The sequence below is a fragment of the Flavobacterium stagni genome, assembly GCF_004122105.1.
Lineage (GTDB): Bacteria > Bacteroidota > Bacteroidia > Flavobacteriales > Flavobacteriaceae > Flavobacterium > Flavobacterium stagni.
Map to the genome: position 1 here is coordinate 497,690 of NZ_SBKN01000001.1, position 25,940 is coordinate 523,629.

The window sequence follows — 25,940 nt, forward strand, 5'->3', positions numbered from 1 at the left end:
GAGGCGAAAATCCTATTAATTTCTCCCTTTTTCTGTAGGATATAAATGGGACAAAGGTTCGCTCTGCCAAAATTCTTTAGTATCCACATCCAAAATCGTTAACGGCCCTGTAAATGCAGCACCCGTATCTACATTCCAAACACCAGCTTTGTGTACGGGAACCGTTTGGCCAATGCGTGTTACCGGTGTATGTCCAATATAAATTTCGTGATAAAGGGTGAATCTTTTGGGATAATAAACGCTTTCTTTGGATAAATCCTCCGGCAAAGCCAATGCCGTTTCCCAAAGGGTTCGATCCCAGTAAAAAAGACGGGGATAATATTCGTAATCAATTCCATTCATATTGGTAAATCCGGCATGAATAAACAACCGGTTTTTGTCATCTAAATGATAATTTTTAAGATTCTTCAAAAATTCAATATGACGTAATTTCTGTGCCTCAGAAACTTTTTCGTAGGCAAGAACTGTTGCTTCACCACCGTGTTTGTACCATTGGGTTTCGTCGATATTTTCACGACGGGATTCCAACCAATCCAACAATAGTTCATCGTGATTACCACGAATAAAAATACAATAGTGTTGGTGTTGCAACTCAATTAAAAAATCCAATACTTCGGGTGACTGACTCCAACCGTCGACATAATCGCCCAAAAAAATTAAGGTGTCATGGGGTTGTACAGTAGCGCGTTCCAATACTTGATGTACCGCACGAAGGCCGCCGTGTATATCGCCAATAACTAAAATTCTACTCATGTTTCTTTATTGTATTTCACTTTCCGCAACACCCGCATCGCTTCTTTGAAGTTGGTGTACACTTCTGAACGTTGGGTTTGCTTGAATAAAGGTTTGGAATCGATTAATTTCTGTTTGGCTTCTTCAAATCCGTTTAAAAAACAGAGCATTAGGGTGTAGGGTAAATTTTCCAAATCCCGATTTTCTCGATCGGAAAGCACCAGTCCCTTTTGCATTTTTGCCAACAAAGATAAGCCAGCATTATAAATGTGAAACAACATTTTGCGGTTGTATTGCGGAGGCTCAAACAGCATTTGGGTTTCAATTTTATAATATCCATTGTCAAAAAAGGTAAGTTTTTGTTGTTCCAAGGGATAATAACTCGTCTTATCGTTTAAGCCTAAAGGCACGTATTCAGTGATGGTAAACGAACTCTCGTCATAGGTTACGGTAACTACATCTTGAGCCGAATAAAACAATTTGATTTGCTCATTCACCAATTCAATATCAACCCGCGAAAGAAATTGTTTGTCTCTAATTTTTTTGGGATTCCCCGACCAACAAATGACAAACAATTCACGAAAGACTTTGTACTGGGACGGCATGTCTTTGTGCCGGTTGTTGACAAAATCAATAACGCTATCCAACGTATGCGCAATACTATTTCGAGCATTATTTTCAATGCTTAAAACCGTTTCAATATTCTGTTTGGAATACGGGATTTTATCTTCAGTAGGCGTTGAATTACTCCCAATTCGAATAAAACTAGTCTGCGCTGGAATGGTATGAATAACTTTTTTGAAATAGGAGGGTTTTGATTTGGGTCGGATAGTCACCAAACCCACCACACGATCTTTCGGCAAATTGGGAAAAGGAACATTTTCATACTGAATTTTAGGAGGATTTTCCAAAAAGGCATTGACTAAGTTTTGGATACGACTGTCGTCAAAAAAATCATCACCGATAATTTCGTTGGACTCATCCTCTACCCCAACAACAATATAGGAATTGTTGGAAGGATTGGAATTGGATAAGGCACAAATATGCTTCAAGAACTTCGCTTTCCCTTCTTTGGTATGCAGATTTAACTGTCGTTTTTTATCATAGAAACTACTCTCATCGTTGTGAGCAAGTAAATTCCGAATCAAAAGACGTTTGTTAATCATTAAACCAAACTACTGATTACTGAACACTGAATAACTGTACACTGACTACGGCACCTTGTTCCCCATACTTTCCGTCCAGATAGCAAACCAATCCAAATCGGTCAATGGCAATTCAACCGCTTTCATCAATTGTTGGATGCGCGCTATATTCACGGTACCCGCCACGGGGATAACACCCGAAGGATGTTTCAACACCCAAGCGAGTAAAAGAGTATCCGAACCTACTTCATATTTTTCAACCAATTGGACCAGAAGTTTTTTCAAACGACGGGTTTGTTCAATGTCTTCCCGAAAAACCGTTCCTAACGGATTCCAAGACATCGGTGTAATATTGTGCACTTGCATATAATCCAAACTGCCGTCTAACATGGGTTGGAAATGGGTGGCCGAAAATTGAATTTGATTGTAATGTACTTCGGTGCGTTGGCGAATCAAATCCGTTTGGGAATTGGTAAAATTTGACAATCCAAAATCGCGAATTTTCCCTTGCGCTTTGAGTTGCTCCACAGCAGCGGCAATTTCGTCAGCTTGCATCAACGGACTCGGACGGTGCAAAAGAAGCACATCCAAATAGTCCGTTTGTAAATTTTTAAGCGAATTTTCAACGCTCCAAATAATGTACTCTTTGGAATAATCGTAGTGTTTTAGGGTATTGGGTCGGCCTTCAGTATGTTGAATCCCGCACTTGGAAATCAACTGAATGCTGTCTCTTGCAATTCCGCTGGAGCGAAAACCATGTCCAAATTCGGCTTCAGTCGTATAACCGCCGTAGATATCAGCATGATCAAAAGAGGTAATTTTATGTTCGACGCAAATGCGAATCAAATGCGCCATTTCTGAGGTGTTGAGTTTTTTATCCCAAGCACCCCAATTCATGGTTCCTGCAACAACAGGAGAAAGAATAGTATTTTTCATGGTCACTTAAAAGTCTAAAATTACTAAAACGAAATCATAAAACCTCCTTAAAGGCCGATTATTTGGGCAATATTTAACGCTCTATTAACACCGCACTGGAGATTAAATTTTCAACTTTGAATTGTTAAAATTTATAGTTTATATTCGCAAAAAAATAGGTTTTATGGAAGAAAATGCTGCGGCTTTAGATATTAGAGCAATTAATGAAAAAATCGAGCGTGAAAGTGCCTTCATTGATTTGCTTTCCATGGAGATGAATAAAGTCATTGTGGGCCAGAAACATATGGTGGAACGCCTCATGATTGGCTTACTAGGACAAGGACATATTCTTTTAGAAGGAGTGCCCGGTTTGGCCAAAACATTAGCCATCAACACCCTTTCGAAAGCCGTTCACGGTTCGTTTAGCCGTATTCAGTTTACCCCTGATTTACTTCCAGCCGACGTAGTGGGTACGATGATTTACAACATCAAACAAAACGAGTTTACCATCAAGAAAGGGCCTATTTTTGCCAACTTTGTATTGGCCGATGAGATCAACCGTGCGCCTGCCAAAGTGCAATCGGCTCTTTTGGAAGCCATGCAAGAAAAGCAAGTGACCATTGGAGAAACGACTTTTAAATTGGACAAACCTTTCTTGGTATTGGCTACCCAAAACCCTATTGAACAAGAAGGAACGTATCCGTTACCTGAAGCACAAGTCGACCGTTTTATGTTGAAAACGGTGATCGATTATCCCAAAATGGATGAAGAGCGTTTGGTCATTCGTCAAAACCTAAAAGGCAGTTATGAAGAAGTGCGACCTGTAGTTTCCATCGAACAAATTTTGCGTGCTCAGGAAGTAGTTCGCGAAGTGTATATGGATGAAAAAATTGAAAAATACATCCTCGATATCATTTTTGCCACCCGTTATCCTGAGAAATACCGTTTGGAAAGCTTGAAGCCGTTAATCGGATTTGGTGCTTCTCCACGTGGAAGCATCAATTTAGCTACTGCAGCCAAATGTTATGCCTTCATCAAACGCCGCGGGTATGTTATTCCCGAAGATGTTCGCGCCGTGGTACATGATGTTTTGCGCCACCGTATTGGAGTAACCTATGAAGCTGAGGCGGAAAATATTACTTCGGTTGATATCATCAACAAAATTGTGAACGAAATCGAAGTTCCATAAATCAGTGTAAAGTAATCAGAAAGCAGTTTCGTACCTAAATACGATGGTGACTATTGACTTACGACTTCATTGACTTACGACTCCAAATCCATGGATACCAAAGAAATTTTAAAAAAAGTTCGGAAAATCGAAATCAAAACCCGAAGATTGAGTGATCATATCTTCTCGGGGGAATACCACACGTCGTTTAAAGGCCGTGGGATGACGTTTTCAGAAGTGCGCCAATACCAATTTGGGGACGATGTTCGTGCCATTGATTGGAATGTTACAGCGCGTTACAACGAACCCTATGTCAAAGTTTTTGAAGAAGAACGGGAGTTGACCATGATGCTGATGGTGGATGTTTCCGGCTCTGAAAATTTTGGTACCCAAAAACAATTGAAAAAAGAAATAGTCACTGAAATTGCTGCCACATTAGCGTTTTCAGCGACACAAAACAACGATAAAATTGGGTTGATTTTATTTACCGATCAAATCGAATTGTACATTCCACCCAAAAAAGGAAAATCGCATGTATTGCGCATTATTCGGGAGTTGATTGAGTTCCAGCCCAAAAGTAAAAAAACGCATATCGGTCAGGCCTTGCAATTTCTCTCGGCTACCCAAAAGAAAAAAGCAATCGTTTTTGTCATCTCCGATTTTATTTGTGCCGATGACTATGAAAAAACCTTGAAAATCGCGAGCAAAAAACACGATGTTACGGGTTTTCGCGTGTACGATTCGCGGGAAGAACGACTTCCCAATGTGGGGATTTTGGAAATGACGGATGCTGAAAATGGAGAACAGCTTGTGGTAGACACCCGATCGTCTAAAGTGCGTCAAATTTACGAGCGCAATTATGCTGAACGCGTTCAATTTTTTAAAGAAGTTTTTTCGAAATGCGGCGCGGGAACCGTTCAAACCCGAGTGGATGAAAGTTATGTAACCCGTCTTTTGGGCTATTTTAAAGCACGTGCATAATATGAAGTGGAAAGGTTACATCAGTTTGTTTTTCTTGTGTTGCGGCTTATTCGTACAGGCACAAAAAGTGACTGTTACAGTAGATTCGCTAAAGAAAAAAATTGGCGCTGAATTCAAATTAACACTAAAAACTGAAGTTGGCCCAAAAGACAAGGTTGTGTTCCCTGGTGGAAAAACGTTTGGCGCATTAGAAGTATTGGAATCCTATCCCGTTGATACCGTTAAAAAAAATGAACGCTGGGAATTGATTAAAAAATACGGGCTTACCCAATTTGATAGCGGACGATATACGGTACCTAAATTACCGGTTTCCATTAACAAAACCCAAGTCTACACCGATCCGTTGGAGTTGGAAGTCGCCGATGTTAAAGTCGACACCTTAAAACAAAAAATGTACGAAATCAAAGGGATAACTGCAGTGCCGCCTGTCTATTCTTTCCCTTGGCTTTGGTTATCATTGGTAATTCTAATCGGCATTGCCCTCTTCATTTTTATCAAATACAAAAAAAGAATTCCGAGTTTCAACAACGAAGAGACAACACCGCTACAACCGATTGAAAAAGCGACTTTATTACTCCAAGAATTGGATACCCAGAATTGGGTTGAAAAAGGAGAAATCAAACAGTTTTACTCCAAACTCACCGATATTGTTCGCACGTACATCGAAGAAGAAATTGAAGTGCCAGCTATGGAGCGTACCACTTCTGAATTAATAGCTACTTTGCGTGAAGTAACACAGAGCAAACATTTGAAATTATCCTCTGATACACTACAGAACTTAGAACAAGTGTTGCGTCAAGCCGACTTGGTGAAATTTGCCAAAGAGCGCCCTATTTTATCAGAAATTGAAGCGGATAAAAAACGCATCGAGAAAACCATACTTACCATTCATGAAGCGCTTCCTGAAGAATCGGAAGTGGTCAATGAATTAGAGGCTTGGAACGAACAACAACGCGAGTTGGCCCGTCAAAAATTAGAAAAGAAAAAAAGAGAACGCCGCATTTTATATTCCAGTTTAATTGCTTTTTGGGTATTGGCCGTAGCTATCGGTTCCGTTTTTGTGATTTATGGCTATGAAAACGTGAAAGATTATGTTTTGGGTAATCCCACCCGTGAAATGTATGAAGGACAATGGATAAAAAGTGCTTACGGTGACCCCAATGTGGAGTTGGAAACCCCAAAAGTGTTGACACGCGTGGACAAAGACCAACTCCCTAAAAACACCTATGCAGTGGTGAAAGACATGCGAATGTTTACCAGTGGAACACTCCATGACCCTTTGTATGTGTCGGTTTCTACCAATTATTACAAAACCAATTTGGACGCCTATTACGACAAAAATGTTCAAGGTATTGATTACGACAAAGTATTGGAAGGAATTGTAAAAACCTGGGAGGCACAAGGCGCACGGAATATTTTATACAAATCCGATGGCGATTTTCAATTGGAGAACGGAATAAAAGGAACGAAAGCATACGGAATGATGACGGTTGAAAATAAAGCCAATGGCGCAACCCATCGCATGTATTATGAAATTTATTTGTTTAACCAGAATGGCGGATTACAACAAGTGGCGGTGAGCTATGAAGAAGGTGACGCTTATGGTAAAAAAATAATGGCGCGAATTATCGATTCGATTAAACTCCAAATCTTTAATTTGAATGGATAAGCTCTCTTTTTTACATCCCCAGTTTTTACTGCTGCTGGCAGTTTTGCCTTTGCTTGCTTTTTGGCTGTACAAAAACCGCAAGCAACAAACCGCTACTGTGAATATGAGTTCGATCCAAGGTTTGGCGGCAACAGCAACATGGATAACGCGGTTCAAGCCGTATTTGGTCGTGCTTCGACTGATAGCGTTGGCCTTAATTATCATTGCCCTTGCGCGTCCGCGAACGGTTGATATTAGTAATCAAACCAAAACCACGCGGGGAATTGATATTGTGATGGCGGTCGACTTATCGAGTAGTATGCTGGCCAAAGATTTGAATCCGAACCGAATGGAAGCCTTAAAAACAGTGGCTTCGCAATTTGTGGATGACCGCCCCAATGACCGCATTGGCATTGTGGTTTATGCGGGGGAAGCCTATACTAAAATTCCTGTAACTACCGATAAAGCATTGGTTAAGCAAGTTATCAGCGAACTCAATTACGATCCAACGGTAGAAGACGGAACAGCGATAGGAATGGGATTGGCAACAGCCGTTAACCGACTCAAAGAGAGCAAAGCCAAGAGTAGAGTAATCATTTTATTGACCGATGGTGTAAATAATGCCGGATTTATCGAACCCGAAACGGCAGCAGATTTAGCCAATGAATACGGCATCAAAGTATATACCATTGGTTTGGGCTCGAATGGCATGGCTTTATTTCCGGTAGGTGTCAATCCTGATGGTAGTTTGGCCTACCAAAATTTACCCGTCAAAATTGACGAAGGATTGATGAAATCGATTGCCAAAAAAACCCATGGAAAGTATTTTCGCGCCACTAGCAACAGTCGATTAGAAGAGATTTATAATGAAATCAACCAAATGGAAACGACGGAAATCGAAGAATTAAAATACTACGATTACGATGAAAAATACCGTCCATTTGTGCTTTTAGCGTTATTACTCATTGTCATCGAATTGAGTTTACGTCAAACTATTTACCGTTCAATTGTGTAACCATGTACGAATTAGAATCTAAAATTTATTTTTACGGTTTACTGCTGCTGCCTATGTTAATTGGCTTGTGGTGGGCTGCGCGTATATGGAGAAGAAAAAAAGAACGCGAATTTGCTAGTGCAGCATTACTGGATTACTTAAGTCCAGAACGTTCCCGTTTTAAGTCCAACACAAAATTCTTTTTGGGATTATTGGGAATTGTATTTCTCATTATCGGACTCGTCAACCCAAAGATTGGGACCAAAGTAGAGAAAGTCAAAAGTCGCGGTATCGATATTGTATTTGCCATTGACGTTTCCAAAAGTATGCTGGCCGCCGATGTCGCTCCGAATCGTTTGGAGAAAAGCAAACAAATCGTTTCCCAACTCATCAATCAATTGGGAGGAGACCGCATTGGGATTATTGCTTACTCGGGAAATGCGTTTCCAGTGTTGCCTATGACATCGGATTATGCCGTGGCAAAAATGTTTTTGCAAAGCATGAGCCCCGAAATGATTTCTACACAAGGAACATCCATTGACCAAGCCATTCAATTAGCAGCCAATCGGTATTTTTCTGCCAAAGACAAAAGCAACAAACTCTTGATTATTTTATCGGATGGTGAAGATCATACCAATAATGCAGTCGCTGCCGCAGAATTAGCAAATGAAGTTAAAATGCGTATATTGACAGTCGGTGTAGGTACAGAAAATGGAGGTCCGATAAAGATCATAGAAAACGGAAATGCTACCTATCTTAAAGACAAAAATGGTCAAGTTGTGATTACCAAACGCAACAGTAAAGTGTTGGAGGAAGTCGCCCAAAAAGGTAATGGGGGTTACATTGATGGAAACGTGACAAAAAACGTAGTGGATTATGTGAAAAATACAATTAACAATACCGACAAAACGGAATTGGGTTCCGCTTTAATGGCCGATTATCAATCCCAATTTCAATGGTTTTTGGGTATTGGATTAATCCTTTTATTTTTGGAGGTGTTGTTTTGGGAGCGCAAAACCCAATGGATTGGAAAAATGAATTTATTCAATGAAAAAGATGAAAAGCGTTAAACGTATTTTTACGGTTTGGATAGGCTGTTTTGCTGGGGTATTTGCTCAGGAAAATAAGTCTGCTTTGCCTGATGGTAATGCCCAATTTGAAGCCAAAAAATATGCAGCAGCGGAATCCAATTATCGTGTAGCTTCGGCATCCAATAAAAAGCAAGAAAGTACGGCAGAATACAATTTGGGTACGGCCATTTACAAACAGAATCAAGCAGGAGAAGCTAAGTTTAAGTTTTTAAAGGCCGCAGAAACAGCACAATCTAAACCCGAAAGACACAAAGCCTATCACAATTTAGGCAATGCGTTAATGTTGGAAAAAAAATATGATTTGGCAGAACAAGCCTATAAAAATGCATTGCGTAACAATCCGAATGATGAGGAAACACGTTATAATTATGCATTAGCCAAAAAGAAAAACAAAGAAAATCCGCCCCCACATGACGGCGGAAAAAAGAAGGACGAAAAGAGTAAAGAGAAAGAGAAAAATCAGCGTCCAGACGACAACAAAGGCGATCAAGAAGATCAAAGAAAAAAACCGGAAAACAATCCGAAAAATTCGGGTGGACCTCAAAAACAACCCGATCCACAGCCGCGTCCTAGCGGACAAAACAAACAGCGCATTGACAATTTATTAGATGCGGTTAATAACGAAGAGAAAAAAGTTCAGTTAAAACGAAAAGATAAAGATGCCCAAGCTAGTCCGGAACGACCGGAAAAAGATTGGTAATGGGAATGAACCGTATGAGACAACTGTTATTTGTTTGCTTGACCTTTTTCATGGTAAATGCTACTGCCCAAATAAAAATGGAGGCGGCAGCTAGTAAATCTACATTGCCTTTACATGACAAGCTACGAGTAGATTTTACAGTTAATGCAGATGGAGACAATTTTGTACCGCCAGATTTTGAAGAAAGTGGTTTCAGTGTGTTTTCGGGTCCTATTCAATCGATTCGTGAATTATGGGTAAATGGTCGTGGCACATTTAATAAAACCTACACGTATTTATTGGTTCCTGAAAAAAAAGGAACATTAACTATCAAACCCGCTACAATTGAATTCAACAATCGTATTTACCGTTCGAATGGTTTAAAAATTACCGTTACTGACGCAGTTGACCCTTCAAAAGATCCTGCGAATATGCCGGTGGCATCGAATTCCAACATGTATTTGGTGACGGAAGTTTCCAAAACCAATCCATATGTAAACGAACCCATAACCGTTGTTCAAAAGTTATATTTCAATTACAACACCGACATCAATGATGTTCGCGACATTCAAAAACCGCATTATAATGATTTTTGGAGTCAAGAGATTGAAACGGCGAATTTTGTTCCGGAACAAACGGTTTTTAGAGGACACCGTTGTCTATCCGTTGTTTTAAAGAAAGCGGTAGTTTACCCTCAAAAAGCAGGCAAATTGGTCATTGACCCTTATATTTTAGAGGTGGATTGCAGCATTCCAACAGGACGAATGACCATTTTTAACCAATTGATAACGAGAGATATCAGTCAGCGACTCACTTCATCGGGGAAAGCCATTCAAGTAAAAGCCTTACCGGAATCGGGCAAACCAACAAATTTTACAGGAGCCGTTGGTAATTTTAATTTTGAAGCAATTCCTTCGAAAAAAACTTTAAAGTTTGGTGAATCGTTGGATTTAACCTTGCGGGTAAGTGGTGATGGTAATCTAAAATTATTTCAGCTACCAAAATTGGAATTATCAAATGACTGGGAAGTATATGATCCGGAGCATATTGAAAAAGTAGTTACTCCAATTTCAGGAATGACGGGTTACATTGCAGATCGATATACTTTAGTGCCCCAGAACAAAGGTACTTTTGTAATTCCGGCGCTGACTTTTAGTTATTTCGATCCACAATCACAGTCGTTTAAAACAAAATCAGTTCCTGCAATTACCATTGAAGTTAAAGACGGTCCAGGTTTGCCTGCAGGTGGACTTGCCCATGGTAAAAATGGAAAAACCAAAACCGAACAAGCCGTTTTTGAACCCATCAAAACAGCATCCCATTGGGTGACACGAAATGCGACCGATTTCTTGGGCTCAACCTTGTATTTCATCTTACTTATATTACCGTTTTTAGGCATTCCGCTCTTGTTGATGTACCGCAAACGCAAATCAGAACAAGAAGCCGATGTGGAAGGTAATAAAATCAAGCGTTCGAATGCGCTTGTTAAACAATATTTATCAGAAGCGCAGCGCAATCTCAACCAAAAAGAACCGTTTTATGTGGCGTTGGAAAAAGCGTTGCATAATTTCTTGAAAGCCAAATTGCGTTTAGAAACTTCAGAGATGAGTAAGGAAACCATCCGTAATTTGATGAAGGAAAAAGAGGCGGATGCAATAACAGTGGCTGAATTTATCAAACTCATTGAAAATTGTGAGTTTGCGCGCTATGCACCTTCTTCAGCGGCAGCTATACAAACCGATTTTGATACGGCAGTGCGTTTATTAACCGAACTTGAAAAACAAATGGTATGAAAAAAGTAATTGTATTTCTTGTTTTCTGTTGTTTTGGAATGGTAGCAGCGCAAAGTAAATTTGATGTTGCGAATGGTTTGTACCAAAAAAATGATTTTACAGGCGCGGCACAACTGTATGAAAGCGTGCTTCAATCAGGCGAAGAATCAGCGGAACTGCACTACAATTTGGGGAATTGTTATTACAAATTGCGCAAAGTTGGGCCTGCCATTTTTCATTTTGAAAAAGCCCATTTGATGGATCCCTCGGATGAGGCGATTGAAAACAACTTGGTTTTTGCTCGAAAACTTTCTTTGGATACGATTCCGCATTTTCCAAAAGTAGGATTTGAAAAAATGGTAGTACAAAGTACCAGCATCATGCATTATGATCGTTGGGCGTTACTTTCCATTCTTTTGGGTTTTGTCATTGTAGGCTGTTTTGCTAGGTATTACCTCACAAAAATAAGTTCGAAAAAAAGAACCTATTTCTCAATTATGGTAGTGGCCTTCTTGGTGTGGTGCATCAGTCTTTTTGCCGGTTTTTATCAACGAAATTATATCCATAACCAACATCCAGCAATTGTTTTTTCGGATAAATTGGATTTGCATACCGAACCCACATCGCGTTCCACTACTTCATTACAATTACGGGAAGGGGCCAAAGTGTATGTTTTGGAAAAATCGGGGGAATGGTTGAAAGTTCGACTCACCGACGACAGCCTCGGTTGGCTTCCAGCAAATGGCGTACGGGAAGTCAATCCGTAATTGGGAATAAAGACGTAGTTTTGCGTCAGTTTTAAAAAAATCAAAATTTTGTCTAGAGACGAACAATTAAAATCCCGTTGGGATGCTGTAGTTACCTTACTATCCGACCGATTTGCGGATGGTGATCCGTTGGATTTGGATGCCATTATTTATTTAATCGGAATCCAAGAATACGGAAAAGTGAACCAAACGTTTCAAAAGGACGACAAGGTGAACTTAATGCACATTGCGATTTGTCGTCTGCTTGTTCCCTACGGCTACTATGAATTTGACTATGTAGATCGCGATGGATGGCCACATTTTAAAGCCAAAGATGCTTTACCTCCCTTGAAAGCCGGTGAACAAACAGTTTTGATGAAGGAAGCCGTGGTGCATTACTTTTTAGAAAGCGGCTTGATTGAGTAATGGTAAGACGTTGGACATTAGACATTAGACGTTGGACATTAGACGTTAGTCTGTCTTCTGAAGACTATCCACTGAATACTAATGACTGCTCACTGAAGACTGCCCGCTGAATACTGTATACTGTTCACTGATTACTGCCCACTGAATACTGTTCACTAACGACTGACTTCAAAAGAAAGACGAACGAACATGATAGCCCGGGTTGCAGCGGCAGCTCCCGAAGCATGAGGGACTATAGCGGAAAACCGGCGGGTTTGCGATTGAAAAATAAAGGTTGACGCTCCAAAAAATTCAGACGAAATCTGCGCAGAACTGTCCCATTTTTAATCGAAAAGCCCTATTTTTGCACCTCAATTGCATGACGATGATCGATAAGATAAAACAACATATTGAAGAAGCGAAGGCCTTTAACGACAAGAATAAAGAGGCGTTAGAAGCATTTCGTATCAAATATTTAGGAAGTAAAGGCTTGTTGAAAGAGCTTTTTAACGAATTCAAAAATATTCCAAACGACCAGAAAAAAGATTTTGGTCAGGTGATCAATACGTTGAAAACGGTGGCCGAAGAGAAAGTGAGATCCATCCAGGAAGAGCTTGAATCTAAGGAAGAAACCAAAGGATTATTTGGCGACTTGACGCGTCCAGGGGAACCTTTCCCAATTGGTTCGCGCCATCCTATTTCTTTAGTTAAAAACCAGATTATTGATATTTTTTCGACCATTGGATTTAATGTTTCAGAGGGTCCGGAAATTGAAGACGACTGGCACAATTTTACCGCGTTGAATTTACCCGAATACCATCCCGCGCGCGATATGCAGGATACGTTTTTTATCCAAACGAATCCCGACGTATTGTTGCGTACGCATACTTCTTCAGTGCAGGTGCGGTACATGGAAGGCAATAAACCGCCGATTCGCACAATCTCTCCAGGGCGTGTATTCCGTAACGAAGCGGTTTCCTCGCGTTCACATTGTATTTTTCATCAAGTAGAAGGACTGTACATTGACAAAGATGTATCGTTTGCGGATTTGAAACAGACGTTGTTGTATTTCACGAAGGAGATGTTTGGCAAATCGAAGATTCGTTTACGCCCGTCTTATTTCCCGTTTACGGAGCCGAGTGCGGAAGTAGATATTTATTGGGGATTGAAAACAGAAACCGATTACCGCATTACCAAAGGAACCGGATGGTTGGAAATTATGGGTTGTGGTATGGTGGATCCCAATGTATTGAAAAACTGCGGTATCAATCCGGATGAATACAACGGCTTTGCTTTTGGAATGGGGATAGAGCGCATTGCGATGTTGTTGTACCAAATTGGTGACATTCGCATGTTTTATGAAAACGATGTACGCTTTTTGGAGCAATTCAAAACCAACATATAAATTAGAAACCGCAACTCGAAAGAAATGCGGTTTTTTATTGGTTAACAATATACCCACAATAGTAAACTCTTAATGCTTCCCGAAATTTCGGGATTAAACTCTAAACTCTAAACTTGTATGAAAGCAGATATTACCATTCCCAAAGTTGAAAATGTATTCTTGGCCGCGGTGCAAGAATGGAGTGATGAATTTATGGATAAGGTGTGGTATGTTTTTTTAATCAACGATTCGGATCACGATTTAGAAAGTGTGATGGTGGTTTCTAAGGCGTTTGGCACCTTAGATGGAGAAATGAAAAAAACGTCTTTATTGCGTCATGCTTACGTAAATGTTCCTGCGATTTCGGCTGTAAAAATTGAAATGATTGAGCAAAGTGTATTGGCGTTGAACAACGAATTTATGGTGACCTATTTCATTGGAAATACCTTATATGATAAGAAATTCATCTTCAGAAAAAACACCATTAATGAAAGAGCTACGGAGGAAGTGCCTATTTTGTGGCAACGGGGTGTGGTGGTGAAATAGGTTTATTTCGCTTTGCTACATTCGTCGGCTAATACCTCGTGTTAGGTTTAAGTGTAAAGTTAATTCCTGGACAATCAATTTAACTGCTTTAAAAAAAGTATTGCCATTTAGTTGTATTTAGCATTTTTAAGCAACTTTCAGTTCGAAAACGCAATCATGTGGCTAATGATGATAAAACCGCTTTAAAACAAAAAAGACAGCCTTTTGAGCTGTCTTTTTTATTGCAATGAAAAGTAATTATTTTTTAACGATCAAGAATTCAGAACGACGGTTTTGAGCGTGTTCAGCTTCTGTACATTTATCACAGGCCACTTTTGGTTCGGTTTCTCCCATTCCTTTTCCAGAAATACGAGAAGCGTCAATTCCTTTAGAGATGATGTATTGAACGGTTGCTTGTGCACGACGCTCTGATAAATTCATATTGTATTTATCGCCACCTCTACGGTCTGTATGTGATTTTGCGAAAATAACCATGTTCGGGTTATTTTTCATTACTTGAACTAACTTATCCAATTCGAAAGCACCTTGTTGAGTGATGTTGCTTTTGTCAAATTCAAAGAAAATTGGATTTAAGATTACTTCTGTTTCCGTAACAATCACCTCGATTGGGTTCAATGGCGCTTTCACGTCAGCTTTTGGTCCTTTGCTTTTTGCTACAGGGAAAGCATTTCCTTCAAATCCGTCTTTTGCGGCTTGAATGGTATACGCTTTATCACATTCTACACGGTAAGCCACTTCTCCTTTTTCATTAGAAGTTTCCGAACCGATTACGTTGTTTTTGCTATCCAAGATAGACACTTTAGCATTAGGTAAGATATCGCCTGTTTTTGCATTGGTTACGATAACCAACACATCAACACCACAAATTGGGTTAACGGCTAAGATATCATCGTTACCGTTACGGTTACTGGATACAAAACCGAAGTTTTTGTCTTTGTTGAATGTAAAGGCAAAATCGTCTTTTTCAGAGTTTACAGGTTTACCCATGTTTGATGCATCTGTTCCTTTTGCTAAATCAATTTTGAAAACATCCAAACCTCCTAAACCTTGTTTCCCAGAAGAAGCAAAGTATAATGTTGAATTATCATCAGCGATAAATGGGAAGTTCTCATTACCTTCTGTATTTACTTTAGGTCCTAAGTTTACAGGTTCGCCGTATTCCTCTCCATTTACACTAACTTTCCAAATATCGGTACCTCCCATTGATCCAGGGCGGTTAGAAGCGAAGTATAATGTTTTTCCATCACGACTTAACGAAGGATTTCCTGTTGAAAAGTCGATGCTGTTGAAAGGTAATAATTTGAAGTTGCCCCAAGTTTCACCTTCTTTGGTTGCTTTGTAAAGATAGATTTGACTTTTCTTAGCATTCGCTTCTTTATCCTTAACCGATTCTTTATTTTGGAAACTTTCAGTTGAATAATAACAAGTATTTCCATCGGCAGAAATGGTTAAAGTTCCGTCATGGAATTTTGAATTCAATTCAGTAACCGCTGTCGGTTCAGCAAAAGTTCCGTTGTCAGCACGTACCGATTTGTAGATGTCTAAAAACGGTTCGTCTGTCCAGCCGTAGTTTTTACGAGCACCGTTACGAGCGCTACTGTAGTAAACTGTATTGTCATACATTACCGCACCAAAATCAGACTTATCTGAAGAAATGCTAACAGGCGCAACCGTATATTCTTCTCTACCTGACAATAATTTGGGTAAGTAGTTTGGATTTTCTTTAAATGCTTTTGCACGTTGATCATTAGGTGCTAAAGAAGCAAATTTTGCCATTTGTTTGTTGGCATCTTCATATTTCCCATTAGCTTTCAACATTTGTGCATAACGGTAATACGTTTCAGCATCTTGTTGTGATTCGGTTGCTTTTGCATACCATTTTGCAGCGTCTCCAGAATTGAACATGTTGTAGTTAGCGTCAGCTAATTGCTTGTAAACATAAGCATCACCTTTACCAGCGTCTACTAATTTTTGATATTCCTGAACAGCTTTTACATATTCAAAACGCGCGAACAACTTATCGGCATTTTTGGTGTCTTTATTTTGGGCAATCATAGTTCCGCTGATTGCGACAAAACTTAAAGCGATATATAAATTTTTCATTGTGAAATTTAGTTTAGTTAGATTAGAAATAACGTGGTGAACGTGAAACTTTTTTCGGGAAGTTCAAGTCAAATAATAAAATCACCTCATGTGAAGATGGTGTAGTTACTTTCAAATCTGAAACGATATGATCGTAAGCATAACCAATTTTCAAGTTGGGAGTGATTGCATAATTTACCATCGCTCCAAATGAATCTTCTTTACGATAAGTTGCCCCAACTTCAAATTTTTCATTGAACAAGAAGTTGGTAGAAAAATCAATCGATACAGGTGCATTGAAAGCCGTTTTAATCATTGCAAACGGTTTAAATTTCACATTCTCGTTCAAATCAAACACATAACCTCCCGTTAAGAAATAGTGCAACGTTTCTGTACCAAATTGTCTTCCATTAAAATCTAAATATTTAGATTTTAACATATTTGGAATCGATAAAGCTACATAGTACTTATTCGTGTAATAAAATACACCTGTACCAATGTTTAAAAACGTTCTGCTTGTGTTTTGACTAAAAGCTGGGTCATTTGGATCTGGAACATAACCGTTTCCGATATCTGAATACAATCCTACTTTGTGGAAAGTAGCACCTGCTTTTAATCCAAAAGCAAGACGGTGCTCACCACCCATATTCAACGTATACGAGAAGTCTCCATAAATATTATTTTCCTCAACCGGACCGATTTTATCGGTAATAGCCGATAAACCTAATCCAACATTTTTTCCTGCTGGACTATGAAGAAAAAAGGTTCCTGTGGTTGGTGCACCTTCAATATTTACCCATTGTTTTCTATACAGTAAACCACCGGTCATATTCTCTTTAGAACCGGCATAGGCAGGGTTAATTACACTCATGTTGTACATGTACTGCGTGTAGTGTGGGTCTTGCTGCGCACTTACATCCAGAAATGTAATGAGTGCAAAAGCGGTTAGGAAATATAATTTTTTCATTGCTTTGAAATTTATCATTTATTATTTAGTTTGTTATTTCACTTCTCTATTGATGTAAATCCAACCTGTTTTGGAAGCTTCTCCGCTATTGAATTCAATCACGTAAAAATAAGTACCATCTGGTAATTCGTCACTATTATCCGATTGACCTACCCATTGGTTTGTATAGCTTGATTTGCTATAAACTTTTGTACCATAACGGTTATAGATACTTAAATTTTTCACTCCTAATTGTTCTAAATCGAAGAAATCATTAAGGCCATCACCATTTGGTGAAATACCGCGTTGGATTTCACAATAAATCGTTGTCAATACGATTGTACTGTATTGTGTACATCCATTGGCATCTGTTACTGTAACTCCAAAAGTTAACGGTAATGTTTCAGAAGCAGGAGTTGAATTCAAATATGAAGTTACATTAAATGTAGGTTCGTCATTACCCACAGCGACAGGAATACTACCGTTAATGATTTCCCAATCGTATTGAGCTGTTGCTGGGTCAAATGAATTATTTAATGGTTTTACTTCTAACATATAGTTGTTACCCACACATCCATCTTCAATTTCAAAACTGAAGGCAGGATTAATAGTAACGGAACCACTAGCAGATGTACTTGTACAACCTGTTGTTGTATCAGTTATAATTACACTATACGTTCCTGCAACAGTTGTAGTGAATGTATCTACATTTCCTGGATTTGTTGCTCCTGTAGGTACAGTCCAAGCAAAAGTATATGTTCCTGCTGTTCCTGGTGTGGCAGTAACCGTAGCGGCAGCGCCAGTACACACAGTAACATTGGCAACAGAAACGGTTGGTAAAGGATTAACAGTAACTGTTCCAGAACCCGAAGCACTTGTACAACCTGTTGCGGTATTTGTAATCACAACAGAATAGTTACCTGCAGTTGTCGTTGTAAAGGTACTCACGTTACCTGGATTTGTAGCTCCTGTTGGAACAGTCCATACGTAAGTGTAAGAACCTGTTACGTCTGGTGTTGCAACTACAGTCGCAGATTGACCTTGACATACAGTTGAACTATTTACTGTAACTATTGGATTAGCATTTACAGTTACCGTTCCACTAGCTGAATTACTTACACATCCAGTAGTAGTACTTGTAATTACAACACTATAAGTACCTGCTATCGTTGTAGTAAATGAGGCAACATTTCCTGGATCAGCAGCACCTACTGGGTAGGTCCATACATAAGAATAAGTGTCTGAATCACCTGGAGTCGCTGTTACAGTAGCTGTTTGACCTTGACAAACCGTCGCATTATTTACAGAAACCGTTGGTTGTGGATTGATAACGACTGTTGTGGTCGAACTTCCACCATCTTGACAACTTGCTATATTTTGAGCAACTGTATAGGTAACAACATAAGAACCAGGTTGAGAACTTGCTACATCAATTACACCCGTAGATGGATTAATACTTAAGTTCGCCGAATCCGCTGTATACTGACCACCTGCTGTAAATCCAACAGTTGATGTATTTGGTGTTAATGTTGAAACAGCATTAGCACACACTGGACTAGTGTAAGAAATAGTAGTAACAGCTGGTAATAAAGCTGGAGTGTCAATAACAACTGTTACTGGTAGAGATACACATCCTGTTGCTAAATCTCTAACGGTAATAGTATGAGAACCTGGTGTTAATCCAGAGAAAACTGGACTTGATTGGTAGGTTCCATTATCTACAGCATATTCATACTGTACTGGAACTGTTACTGGAGTGTAAGTACCAACATCTGAATAATCTTCAGGATCTAAAGCAGTCCATTGAGAAGGAGTCCAAGTCGTTGTTGGAACAGGTGATGCATTTGTATTTCTACGATATACATAGCCCGCAGCATTTGCTGGAGTAAAGCTTGTACCTGTTATATCACCCCAAACATCAATTTCAACATCAGTTGAGGTAGTCAAACGAATGTTATCGTTGTCATTAACCCCTCCACATGAAGTAAATACAAGATTAGGAACAACTCCACCTTGATTCGCACTTGAACTTACTTTAATAACCACTGTAGTGTTATTTGCAAGTAATCCGCTCAATTGATTGTCACAAGATGTAAATGTATTTCCATTGTTATAGAATTTCAATTTATAATTGCTCAAATCTTTTGTAGTACCTGTACCATTGAAAATTTCTACATAAGTTAACGAACCTGTCTCAGCATCAGTTACCTCAGATATAAATAAATCTGAAGGAACAGTAGAAGTTACATTTAATGGTGAAGTAACTTGAGCGGTTCCTGTTGGCGTTGCACAAGTTGCTTGTTGTGTAACCGTAGCTGTAGGTGTTGGAACACTATTAATTACAACAGTAATTGAAACAGATTCCGCACATTGCCCTGCATCAGGAGTGAAATCAATATAAAAAGTTCCTGCTACTGAAGTGTCAATTGTACTTGGTGTCCATGTACCTGTGATACCATTGTTTGATGTAGTAAGTAATACAGGAGCCGTAGCATTCAAACATAATGGTGCAATTGCATCAAAAGTTGGAGTTACTAATGTATTTATTACTACAACAGCAGTAGCAGTATTACTTGTACAATTTGTCACTGTATCCGTAATTGTTACTGTATAATTACCCGAAACTGTGGCATCAAATGATGCAACATCTCCAGGATTTGTTGCTCCTGTAGGAACTGTCCACACATAGGAGTATGTACTAGTACCCGATGGAACTGCTGTTAACGTTGCTGGAGTAGTTTCACAAACTGTTACATCAGAAACTGAAACTGATGGAGGTGTAGGGTCTACCAATACAATTGGAGTTGTATTGGGCATATTACAACCATTCACATTCAAGTTAAAGTTAGTGTAAGTACCCGCTGTTAAACCAGTAATTACAATTTGACCATTGTTGTCTGCAATATATGATGATGGTGGGCTTGGAATTGTATACGTATATCCAAAGTTATACGATGTATTAGGCGCCAAACCTGTGATGGTAATTGTTCCATCATTACCATTACATGTAGTAGGATTAGTACTAGCATAAACTGGAGTAGATTGTAAGGTATATGTTGCAATAAAGTTTGCACCACCATTATTGATTAATTGGGTGTCGTCACATTGTGTTGGTGAATCCACGTCTCCAGTTAATTCATAATACACTTCCAAATTATAGTCACCTGGAGTATAAGCTGTTAAATCAATCGGACTTTGAATATCACTCAAGACCCTTTGCCATTTTTGATCACGTGGGTTACAAGGTCCTCCTGACGGATAAGTATCCACAGTTCCATTTGAATCACTGTCGATGGTACAATCATCAAAGAATGGTAAATCCAAAGAAGTAAATGCTCCAGGAGTACCAGCTACTGGATATATTCTATAATATAGACGAGCGCTACATACATTTGCGGTTACCGATTTGAATGTTTTCACTTCTGCACCACGCAATTTTAATGTCCCTGAATTTTGAACATAAGTACCTAAATCACTGTTAGGGAAAACGTTTTGCGCAGGACCAATAATATCAGTTCCAGAACCTTGTGTGTTGAAGAAATCAGAAGTTTGACAATTTGTTAACCAAACTGCATTAGCATAACTTCCAAAATCACAACTTGGTAATACTGTAATGCTCATGGAAACTGTTGCACCACATTGACCTGCATCTGGAGTAAAAGTATACGTTCCAGAAGCTGTATTACTCACAACAGCAGGATTCCACGTACCTGTAATTCCATTACCAGAAGTAGTAGGAAGTAAAGGAGCAGGTGATCCAGGGCAAATTGGAGCTGGAGTAATAAATGTAGGTGTTGTTAATGGGTCAATCGTTACATTTAGTGTTGTTGGATTTGTACAGAAAGTTACATCTGGTGTAAAAGTATAGGTTGTAGTTCCCACTACATCTTGAATTGTAGCTGGTGACCAAGTTCCTGTTACGCCTTCATTAGATTGTGAAGGTAAATCAGGGAAAGTTGAACCTGTACAGAAACTAGGGAATGCATCAAATGTTGTACTGAAATAGTCAACCACCGTAATAGTTTGGGTGCTTGATGCAGATTGAGGACAGTTTGGATTATTGTCTGTTGATGTCGCTGTGATGTTGAAGGTACCAACACCAGGAGGAGTAAACACAACCGATGCTCCTGTAGTCGCACTAAGTGAACCTGACGGTGTTGCCCAAGTAAATTGTCCATTACCACCAGAAGCATTTAATGTTGCTGTCTGACCCAAACAAATTGTTGGTGTAGTAGTATTGGTTGACGTTGTAATTTCAACAGGTGCTTGAATACCTGAATTTGAAGCAATTACATAATCACAAACGTCACCTGCAAAACCATCAATCATGATGTAATATGTCTGACCTACCGTCAAACCAGTTGCTGTGATATTTGTAGAACCTGGTAAAACATCACCCGGACTCCAACAAGTGTATTCCGTTACAGGTCCAGAGCCACAAGTGTCAGCTCCAAATACCATAATTTGAATACCATTTGCATCTTCACTGCTAGTTACCCAAACATCAAAAGATATTGTAGTATCGGCAGCCACAAATGACAAGAAAGAGTTGTTTTCTAAAGATCCACAAAATGCAGCTGAAAGTTGTGGCCAAGAATTTGAAGTATACGAAGCAGAAGTATTTCCACAATAACCATTCAAATTACAAATTGGAGTTGCCTCAGCACATGTATTTCCAGCAGGTGTATTGGTAATACAGCTTGGTGGTGGTTGTGGTGTTCCAATACAAACTTGGAAACTTGACGTTTGATTCGCCGTAGCAGTCCAAGAGTAGATTCGAATGTAATACGTTTGACCTGGGGTCAAGTTATTCGCAATACTGTTATTCGGATCACTACAATACAATTGTGTTAAGTTGCCACAAGTTCCCGAATATAAAACGTGGAATAAATCGGTTGTTCCACCAGTAATATTATTCAAGTTAATCGTATGTGTAGTACTGGTAGCTGTAAAGCTAAACCACACATCATCGTCATCAGTACCACCACAAGTATTGGGTTCTGATGAAGCAGTTGCACCAATTAGTGATCCACTTGAAAACACTGTACACGTTGTAGAAGTATTCACTGGAGTTACTGTAGCATTCAAACACTCATCATTTGCGATAATGGTATTAAACGCTTTAACATTAGACCATAAACTAATATCTGATGCTGAACAGATTGAACGAACATACACAATATATTGTGTTGCTGGGTTTAATCCTGTTGCAATGTAGGGGTTAGTATTGACAATGATACCCGTTGATGCTGCTGTTGGAGCAGGTGAACCTGCAGGCAAAATCAACACCTCCCACTGTGTAGCTGTTCCAATTTCATTCCAAGCAATTTGAGCTGTAGTGGTTGTAATATTGGTAACGGTTACGTTAGAAGGTTTTGGACATGTTGGTGGTGGTGCACAAGTTACATCAGCCACCCATCCTGGATTTGTTACAGAACCATCACTTCTAAATCGGAATGTCAAACATCCGGAAGCACTTGATGCCGTAAATGGACCTGGTAAATTTGCCCCAGTTAAGTTCCCCCAGTAGGAACCGGGCAATCCGCCTGGTACGTTATTCGCTGGGTTATTACTTGCAATTTGTTGCGCATTGATGGTATCACCATCAAATACATAAAGTCCGTCCCAGTTCGCTTCCGTATTAAACGTAGTAAAGGTTACTGTTACTTGTTCTCCAGGAATTGTAGGACATATAGTTACTGTATAATCGGTATTATTCGCATAGTTAGCATTTGCTCCAGCTGGGTCTGTAAATACAGCTCCACAAACCGGTGGTGCAATTTGAGTAGTAATTGGACTTGGACCAATCCAATAACTCAAATCTCCTGCTCCACATACTGCTTGAACATACAAATCATAACAAGTATCAGGAGTTAAACCTGTAAAAGTATACGGATTTGTTGTTACTACTGTAAACCCTGTTGTTGCTGCAGTTGGTGCAGGCGATCCACAAGGCAACGCAATTACATTCCATGTAGTAGCGGTGTTCGGATTTGTCCAAGCTAATGTTGCACTATTATGGGTAATGTTAGAAGTAATTAATGTATTTGGATTTGGACATGTTGGTGGTGGCGCACAAATTACATTCGCCAACCAACCTGCTGCCGTTACTGAAGTATCACTTCTAAAACGGAACGTTAAACATCCATCAGGAGAAGTTGACGTAAATGAAGGTAAATTTGCTCCAGTCAATGTTCCCCAATACGAACCAGGTAAACCACCGGGTACATTACCCGCGCCATTCGTACTTGAAATTTGAGGTGCATTAATTGAGTTACCATTGAAAACATACAATCCGTCCCAGTTAGCTTCTGTTGCAAAAAATGTAAAGTTAACCGTTACGACATCACCCGGTGCTGTGGGACAAATGGTAACTGTTGAATCGGTACTGTTGTCGTAGTTAGCATTCCCTCCTGGATCAGAGAATACACCTCCACACGCTGGAGGTGCAACTTGTGTTGTGATGGATACTGGTCCGGTCCATGTGCTCACATCTGGTGAAGTACAGATGGCACGAACATAGACATCATAACAAGTTAAACCGTTAAGGTTTTGAATTGTATAAGTATTTGTGTTTACTACAGTTCCCACAGTAGTAGCCGTAGGTGCCGCATTTCCACAAGGTTGTGCAATGATTTCCCATTGGTTTTCCGTACCACCAGCTGTCCATGTAAAGGTAGCTGATGTTCCTAAAACAACCGTTGGTGTTAAAGAAAATGGAGCTGGACAAGCTGGAGGAGCCGCACACGTTACATTGGCTACCCATCCTGCTGCCGTGGTGGTTGCATTACTACGGAAACGGAATGTCAAACATCCATCAGGGCTTGAAGAAGTGAACGAACCTGGATTCGTAGTTCCCCAATAAGCACCTGCTAAACCACCAGGAACTGCTCCTGCGCCATTGGCACTGGCAATCTGTGGTGCTGAAGTTGAGTTTCCGTTGAAAATATATAAACCATCGTTTGTCGCTTCTACATTGAAACTAGTGAACGTTACAGTTACCACATCTCCAACTGTTTGTGGACAAATAGTTACTGTTTGGTCGGCATTGTTCGCATAGTTTGCCGCTGCACCGCCACCGTCAGTATACGTTCCACCACATACTGGAGGAGGTACTAAGGTGTTGAATACATACGGACCTGCCCAAGCACTGAAGGTTCCGTTACCACAATCGGCACGAACCCAGTATTGATAAGCGGTATCTGGATTTAATCCTGTTACAGGAGTTCCAGCATTAGTGGTTACTGTTGTTCCTGATCCTGATGGGATGGCCGAACCTGAAGTCTGCACTACATACTCCCATGATGATGCATTGCCTGGATTGCCCCATGAAAGTGTGGCTCCTGTTAAGCTAATACCAGTGGCTGTTAACGCATCCGGTTGTGCACAGTTCAATTGTTGAATAATTAAACTATACGAATAACTCTGCGTTGCTGCAGAGGATGATAATACAATAATATAGGTCTGACCCGCAATTACATTCAAACTCGGAATGTTACGTACACCAGAAGTAGCATCTGCTACACCAGCCACACAGTTCACCCCTACATTGTTACAGCCTTGATAAACAAAAATACCCGAGTTGGATGCGCCTGGCGTCATTGTGATGCTGATAGCACCTGTTGTAGTAGGTGTATACGAATAATACACTTCATTACCAATCATATAATTGGTTGTCGAACCACACGATCCCCCTTGATTGGTATCGTTGGTGTCGGCATAAACACTCGTGTTATCATTGGTGCTGTAAGGTAAATTCGGAATCGCTATGGCTGAAGTACACGTTAACCCTGGTGTGGCCGTAGTAAAGTTAAACGGCCCTACCCATGCACTGTTACTTTGCGAACACAACGCACGAACATAATATACATAAGGTGTAGCAGGTGTTAACCCTTGTGCCGAATATGAATTTGTAGTTACAATTACTCCCGAACCAGTTGGAATACCAGTAGCCGGTACCACTTCCACTTCGTATTGAGGTGCAGTGCCCGTCCATCCTAAAAGCGCAGAAGTCTGTGTAATACTTGTTGCTGATAAATTGTTCGGAACCAAACAACGTTCTACTAAACTCACCGAATCAATTAACCAACGGTCTCCACCCAAAGCTGTAGTAGGCTGTGTGAAACGCATCATGAAGGCAATGTATACTTGCTGACCCGCATACGCTGATAAGTCCACCACTTTCTCTTCATACACATTAAAGGTAGTCGAAAGCGTTGCTTCAGTGTATGTTTGAGCTGTTACAGTATAACTCGCAATGTTGGTTTGTGTCCCTGCAGTAGCTGTAGGGTTAACCAAAACAAAATATTCTGTACCCTGCGGACCGGTTAAGGTTGAACGGGTCCAAAAGTGTAATTCACCGTTGGTAGGTACTGTAACTTTTGGAGTAGCCAAGTAATCCTCGGAAGTGTTTCCTTGACCAATGTTTTCATTATTCATGAACGCCGAATTAGTACCGGCATAAACATTGGCAGCAGATGTGGTAATTGTCCAACGACGGGCAGTACCCACACCGTTGTCAAAAACTGCCCACTGGTTACCTGTGGCTCCTGTTCCTAAAGTCCATGGTGAAGGATTCGTCGCTACGTCCGGATTGGTCGTATTCTCAAAACCTTCAACCCCAGGAGTAGGAAACTGGGCAAAGCCCAAAAACGTACACAGTAAAGCAAGAACGAAAGTAATTTTCTTCATTTACAATGGAGATTA

17 protein-coding genes are annotated in these 25,940 nt (G+C 39.9%); 11 read left to right on the plus strand and 6 right to left on the minus strand.

The features are described from left to right. Positions 1-15: 15 nt before the first annotated feature. Genes EQG61_RS02180 through EQG61_RS02190 form a run of 3 tightly spaced genes read right to left on the minus strand, consistent with a single transcriptional unit; the run spans position 16 to position 2,813 of the window. Entirely contained in the window at positions 16-753 is a 738-nt protein-coding gene (locus EQG61_RS02180; RefSeq protein WP_129460249.1) for a metallophosphoesterase, read from the minus strand. After that, complete coding sequence (locus tag EQG61_RS02185) at positions 750-1,898, minus strand: ATP-binding protein (RefSeq protein ID WP_129460250.1); 1,149 nt, start codon at positions 1,896-1,898, stop codon at positions 750-752. Before EQG61_RS02185 ends, EQG61_RS02180 begins: the two co-directional genes overlap by 4 nt. 45 nt (positions 1,899-1,943) lie before the next feature. Beyond that, positions 1,944-2,813, minus strand: a complete 870-nt coding sequence (locus EQG61_RS02190) for an aldo/keto reductase (RefSeq protein WP_129460251.1) — start codon at positions 2,811-2,813, stop codon at positions 1,944-1,946. 163 nt (positions 2,814-2,976) lie between these two features. Here EQG61_RS02190 and EQG61_RS02195 point away from each other — a divergent pair, with 163 nt between their 5' ends. The 11 genes from EQG61_RS02195 (at position 2,977) to EQG61_RS02245 (ending at position 14,206) form a co-directional block, all read left to right on the plus strand. Beyond that, complete coding sequence (locus EQG61_RS02195) at positions 2,977-3,981, plus strand: AAA family ATPase (RefSeq protein WP_129460252.1); 1,005 nt, start codon at positions 2,977-2,979, stop codon at positions 3,979-3,981. A 90-nt stretch (positions 3,982-4,071) separates the two neighbouring features. Next, the gene (locus EQG61_RS02200) at positions 4,072-4,941 is read left to right on the plus strand and encodes a DUF58 domain-containing protein (RefSeq protein ID WP_129460253.1); all 870 of its coding nucleotides are present in this window, start codon (positions 4,072-4,074) and stop codon (positions 4,939-4,941) included. A 1-nt stretch (position 4,942) separates the two neighbouring features. Continuing rightward, the gene (locus tag EQG61_RS02205) at positions 4,943-6,610 is read left to right on the plus strand and encodes a hypothetical protein (RefSeq protein ID WP_129460254.1); all 1,668 of its coding nucleotides are present in this window, start codon (positions 4,943-4,945) and stop codon (positions 6,608-6,610) included. Beyond that, positions 6,603-7,604, plus strand: coding sequence for a vWA domain-containing protein (locus tag EQG61_RS02210; RefSeq protein ID WP_129460255.1), 1,002 nt, complete (start codon positions 6,603-6,605; stop codon positions 7,602-7,604). The genes EQG61_RS02205 and EQG61_RS02210 overlap by 8 nt, the downstream gene beginning before the upstream one ends. 2 nt (positions 7,605-7,606) lie before the next feature. Further along, complete coding sequence (locus tag EQG61_RS02215) at positions 7,607-8,653, plus strand: vWA domain-containing protein (protein ID WP_129460256.1); 1,047 nt, start codon at positions 7,607-7,609, stop codon at positions 8,651-8,653. Next, positions 8,640-9,374, plus strand: a complete 735-nt coding sequence (locus EQG61_RS02220) for a tetratricopeptide repeat protein (protein WP_235829009.1) — start codon at positions 8,640-8,642, stop codon at positions 9,372-9,374. The genes EQG61_RS02215 and EQG61_RS02220 overlap by 14 nt, the downstream gene beginning before the upstream one ends. Positions 9,375-9,379: 5 nt before the next feature. Continuing rightward, the gene (locus EQG61_RS02225; protein WP_235829010.1) at positions 9,380-11,146 is read left to right on the plus strand and encodes a BatD family protein; all 1,767 of its coding nucleotides are present in this window, start codon (positions 9,380-9,382) and stop codon (positions 11,144-11,146) included. Beyond that, positions 11,143-11,892 carry a tetratricopeptide repeat protein gene (locus tag EQG61_RS02230; RefSeq protein WP_129460259.1) on the plus strand — a complete coding sequence of 250 codons (750 nt, stop codon included), beginning with the start codon at positions 11,143-11,145 and terminating at the stop codon, positions 11,890-11,892. The genes EQG61_RS02225 and EQG61_RS02230 overlap by 4 nt, the downstream gene beginning before the upstream one ends. Before the next feature lie 48 nt (positions 11,893-11,940). Continuing rightward, positions 11,941-12,297: a hypothetical protein gene (locus tag EQG61_RS02235; protein ID WP_129460260.1), complete on the plus strand. Its 357-nt coding sequence runs from the start codon at positions 11,941-11,943 to the stop codon at positions 12,295-12,297. Positions 12,298-12,661: 364 nt separating this feature from the next. Next, complete coding sequence (pheS, locus tag EQG61_RS02240; RefSeq protein ID WP_129460261.1) at positions 12,662-13,681, plus strand: phenylalanine--tRNA ligase subunit alpha; 1,020 nt, start codon at positions 12,662-12,664, stop codon at positions 13,679-13,681. 117 nt (positions 13,682-13,798) lie between these two features. Next, positions 13,799-14,206, plus strand: a complete 408-nt coding sequence (locus EQG61_RS02245) for a hypothetical protein (protein ID WP_129460262.1) — start codon at positions 13,799-13,801, stop codon at positions 14,204-14,206. Positions 14,207-14,443: 237 nt separating this feature from the next. Here EQG61_RS02245 and EQG61_RS02250 read toward each other — a convergent pair whose 3' ends face one another. From EQG61_RS02250 to EQG61_RS02260, 3 genes are read right to left on the minus strand one after another with little or no spacing between them, the layout of a single operon-like run. Then, a complete protein-coding gene (locus tag EQG61_RS02250; protein WP_129460263.1) occupies positions 14,444-16,309 on the minus strand; it encodes an OmpA family protein in 1,866 nt (621 codons plus the stop codon). Between the two features lie 22 nt (positions 16,310-16,331). Next, positions 16,332-17,255 (minus strand): PorP/SprF family type IX secretion system membrane protein, encoded by a 924-nt coding sequence (locus EQG61_RS02255; RefSeq protein WP_129460264.1) that lies wholly within the window; start codon positions 17,253-17,255, stop codon positions 16,332-16,334. Between the two features lie 33 nt (positions 17,256-17,288). Then, the gene (locus EQG61_RS02260; protein ID WP_129460265.1) at positions 17,289-25,925 is read right to left on the minus strand and encodes a fibronectin type III domain-containing protein; all 8,637 of its coding nucleotides are present in this window, start codon (positions 25,923-25,925) and stop codon (positions 17,289-17,291) included. Positions 25,926-25,940 lie beyond the last annotated feature (15 nt).

Bases quoted from the DNA above. Each gene is read 5' to 3' on its own strand.
- EQG61_RS02180 (WP_129460249.1), bottom strand. From the start codon at position 753: ATGAGTAGAATTTTAGTTATTGGCGATATACACGGCGGCCTTCGTGCG.
- EQG61_RS02185 (WP_129460250.1), bottom strand. From the start codon at position 1,898: ATGATTAACAAACGTCTTTTGATTCGGAATTTACTTGCTCACAACGAT.
- EQG61_RS02190 (WP_129460251.1), bottom strand. From the start codon at position 2,813: ATGAAAAATACTATTCTTTCTCCTGTTGTTGCAGGAACCATGAATTGG.
- EQG61_RS02195 (WP_129460252.1), top strand. From the start codon at position 2,977: ATGGAAGAAAATGCTGCGGCTTTAGATATTAGAGCAATTAATGAAAAA.
- EQG61_RS02200 (WP_129460253.1), top strand. From the start codon at position 4,072: ATGGATACCAAAGAAATTTTAAAAAAAGTTCGGAAAATCGAAATCAAA.
- EQG61_RS02205 (WP_129460254.1), top strand. From the start codon at position 4,943: ATGAAGTGGAAAGGTTACATCAGTTTGTTTTTCTTGTGTTGCGGCTTA.
- EQG61_RS02210 (WP_129460255.1), top strand. From the start codon at position 6,603: ATGGATAAGCTCTCTTTTTTACATCCCCAGTTTTTACTGCTGCTGGCA.
- EQG61_RS02215 (WP_129460256.1), top strand. From the start codon at position 7,607: ATGTACGAATTAGAATCTAAAATTTATTTTTACGGTTTACTGCTGCTG.
- EQG61_RS02220 (WP_235829009.1), top strand. From the start codon at position 8,640: ATGAAAAGCGTTAAACGTATTTTTACGGTTTGGATAGGCTGTTTTGCT.
- EQG61_RS02225 (WP_235829010.1), top strand. From the start codon at position 9,380: ATGAACCGTATGAGACAACTGTTATTTGTTTGCTTGACCTTTTTCATG.
- EQG61_RS02230 (WP_129460259.1), top strand. From the start codon at position 11,143: ATGAAAAAAGTAATTGTATTTCTTGTTTTCTGTTGTTTTGGAATGGTA.
- pheS (WP_129460261.1), top strand. From the start codon at position 12,662: ATGATCGATAAGATAAAACAACATATTGAAGAAGCGAAGGCCTTTAAC.
- EQG61_RS02245 (WP_129460262.1), top strand. From the start codon at position 13,799: ATGAAAGCAGATATTACCATTCCCAAAGTTGAAAATGTATTCTTGGCC.
- EQG61_RS02250 (WP_129460263.1), bottom strand. From the start codon at position 16,309: ATGAAAAATTTATATATCGCTTTAAGTTTTGTCGCAATCAGCGGAACT.
- EQG61_RS02255 (WP_129460264.1), bottom strand. From the start codon at position 17,255: ATGAAAAAATTATATTTCCTAACCGCTTTTGCACTCATTACATTTCTG.
- EQG61_RS02260 (WP_129460265.1), bottom strand. From the start codon at position 25,925: ATGAAGAAAATTACTTTCGTTCTTGCTTTACTGTGTACGTTTTTGGGC.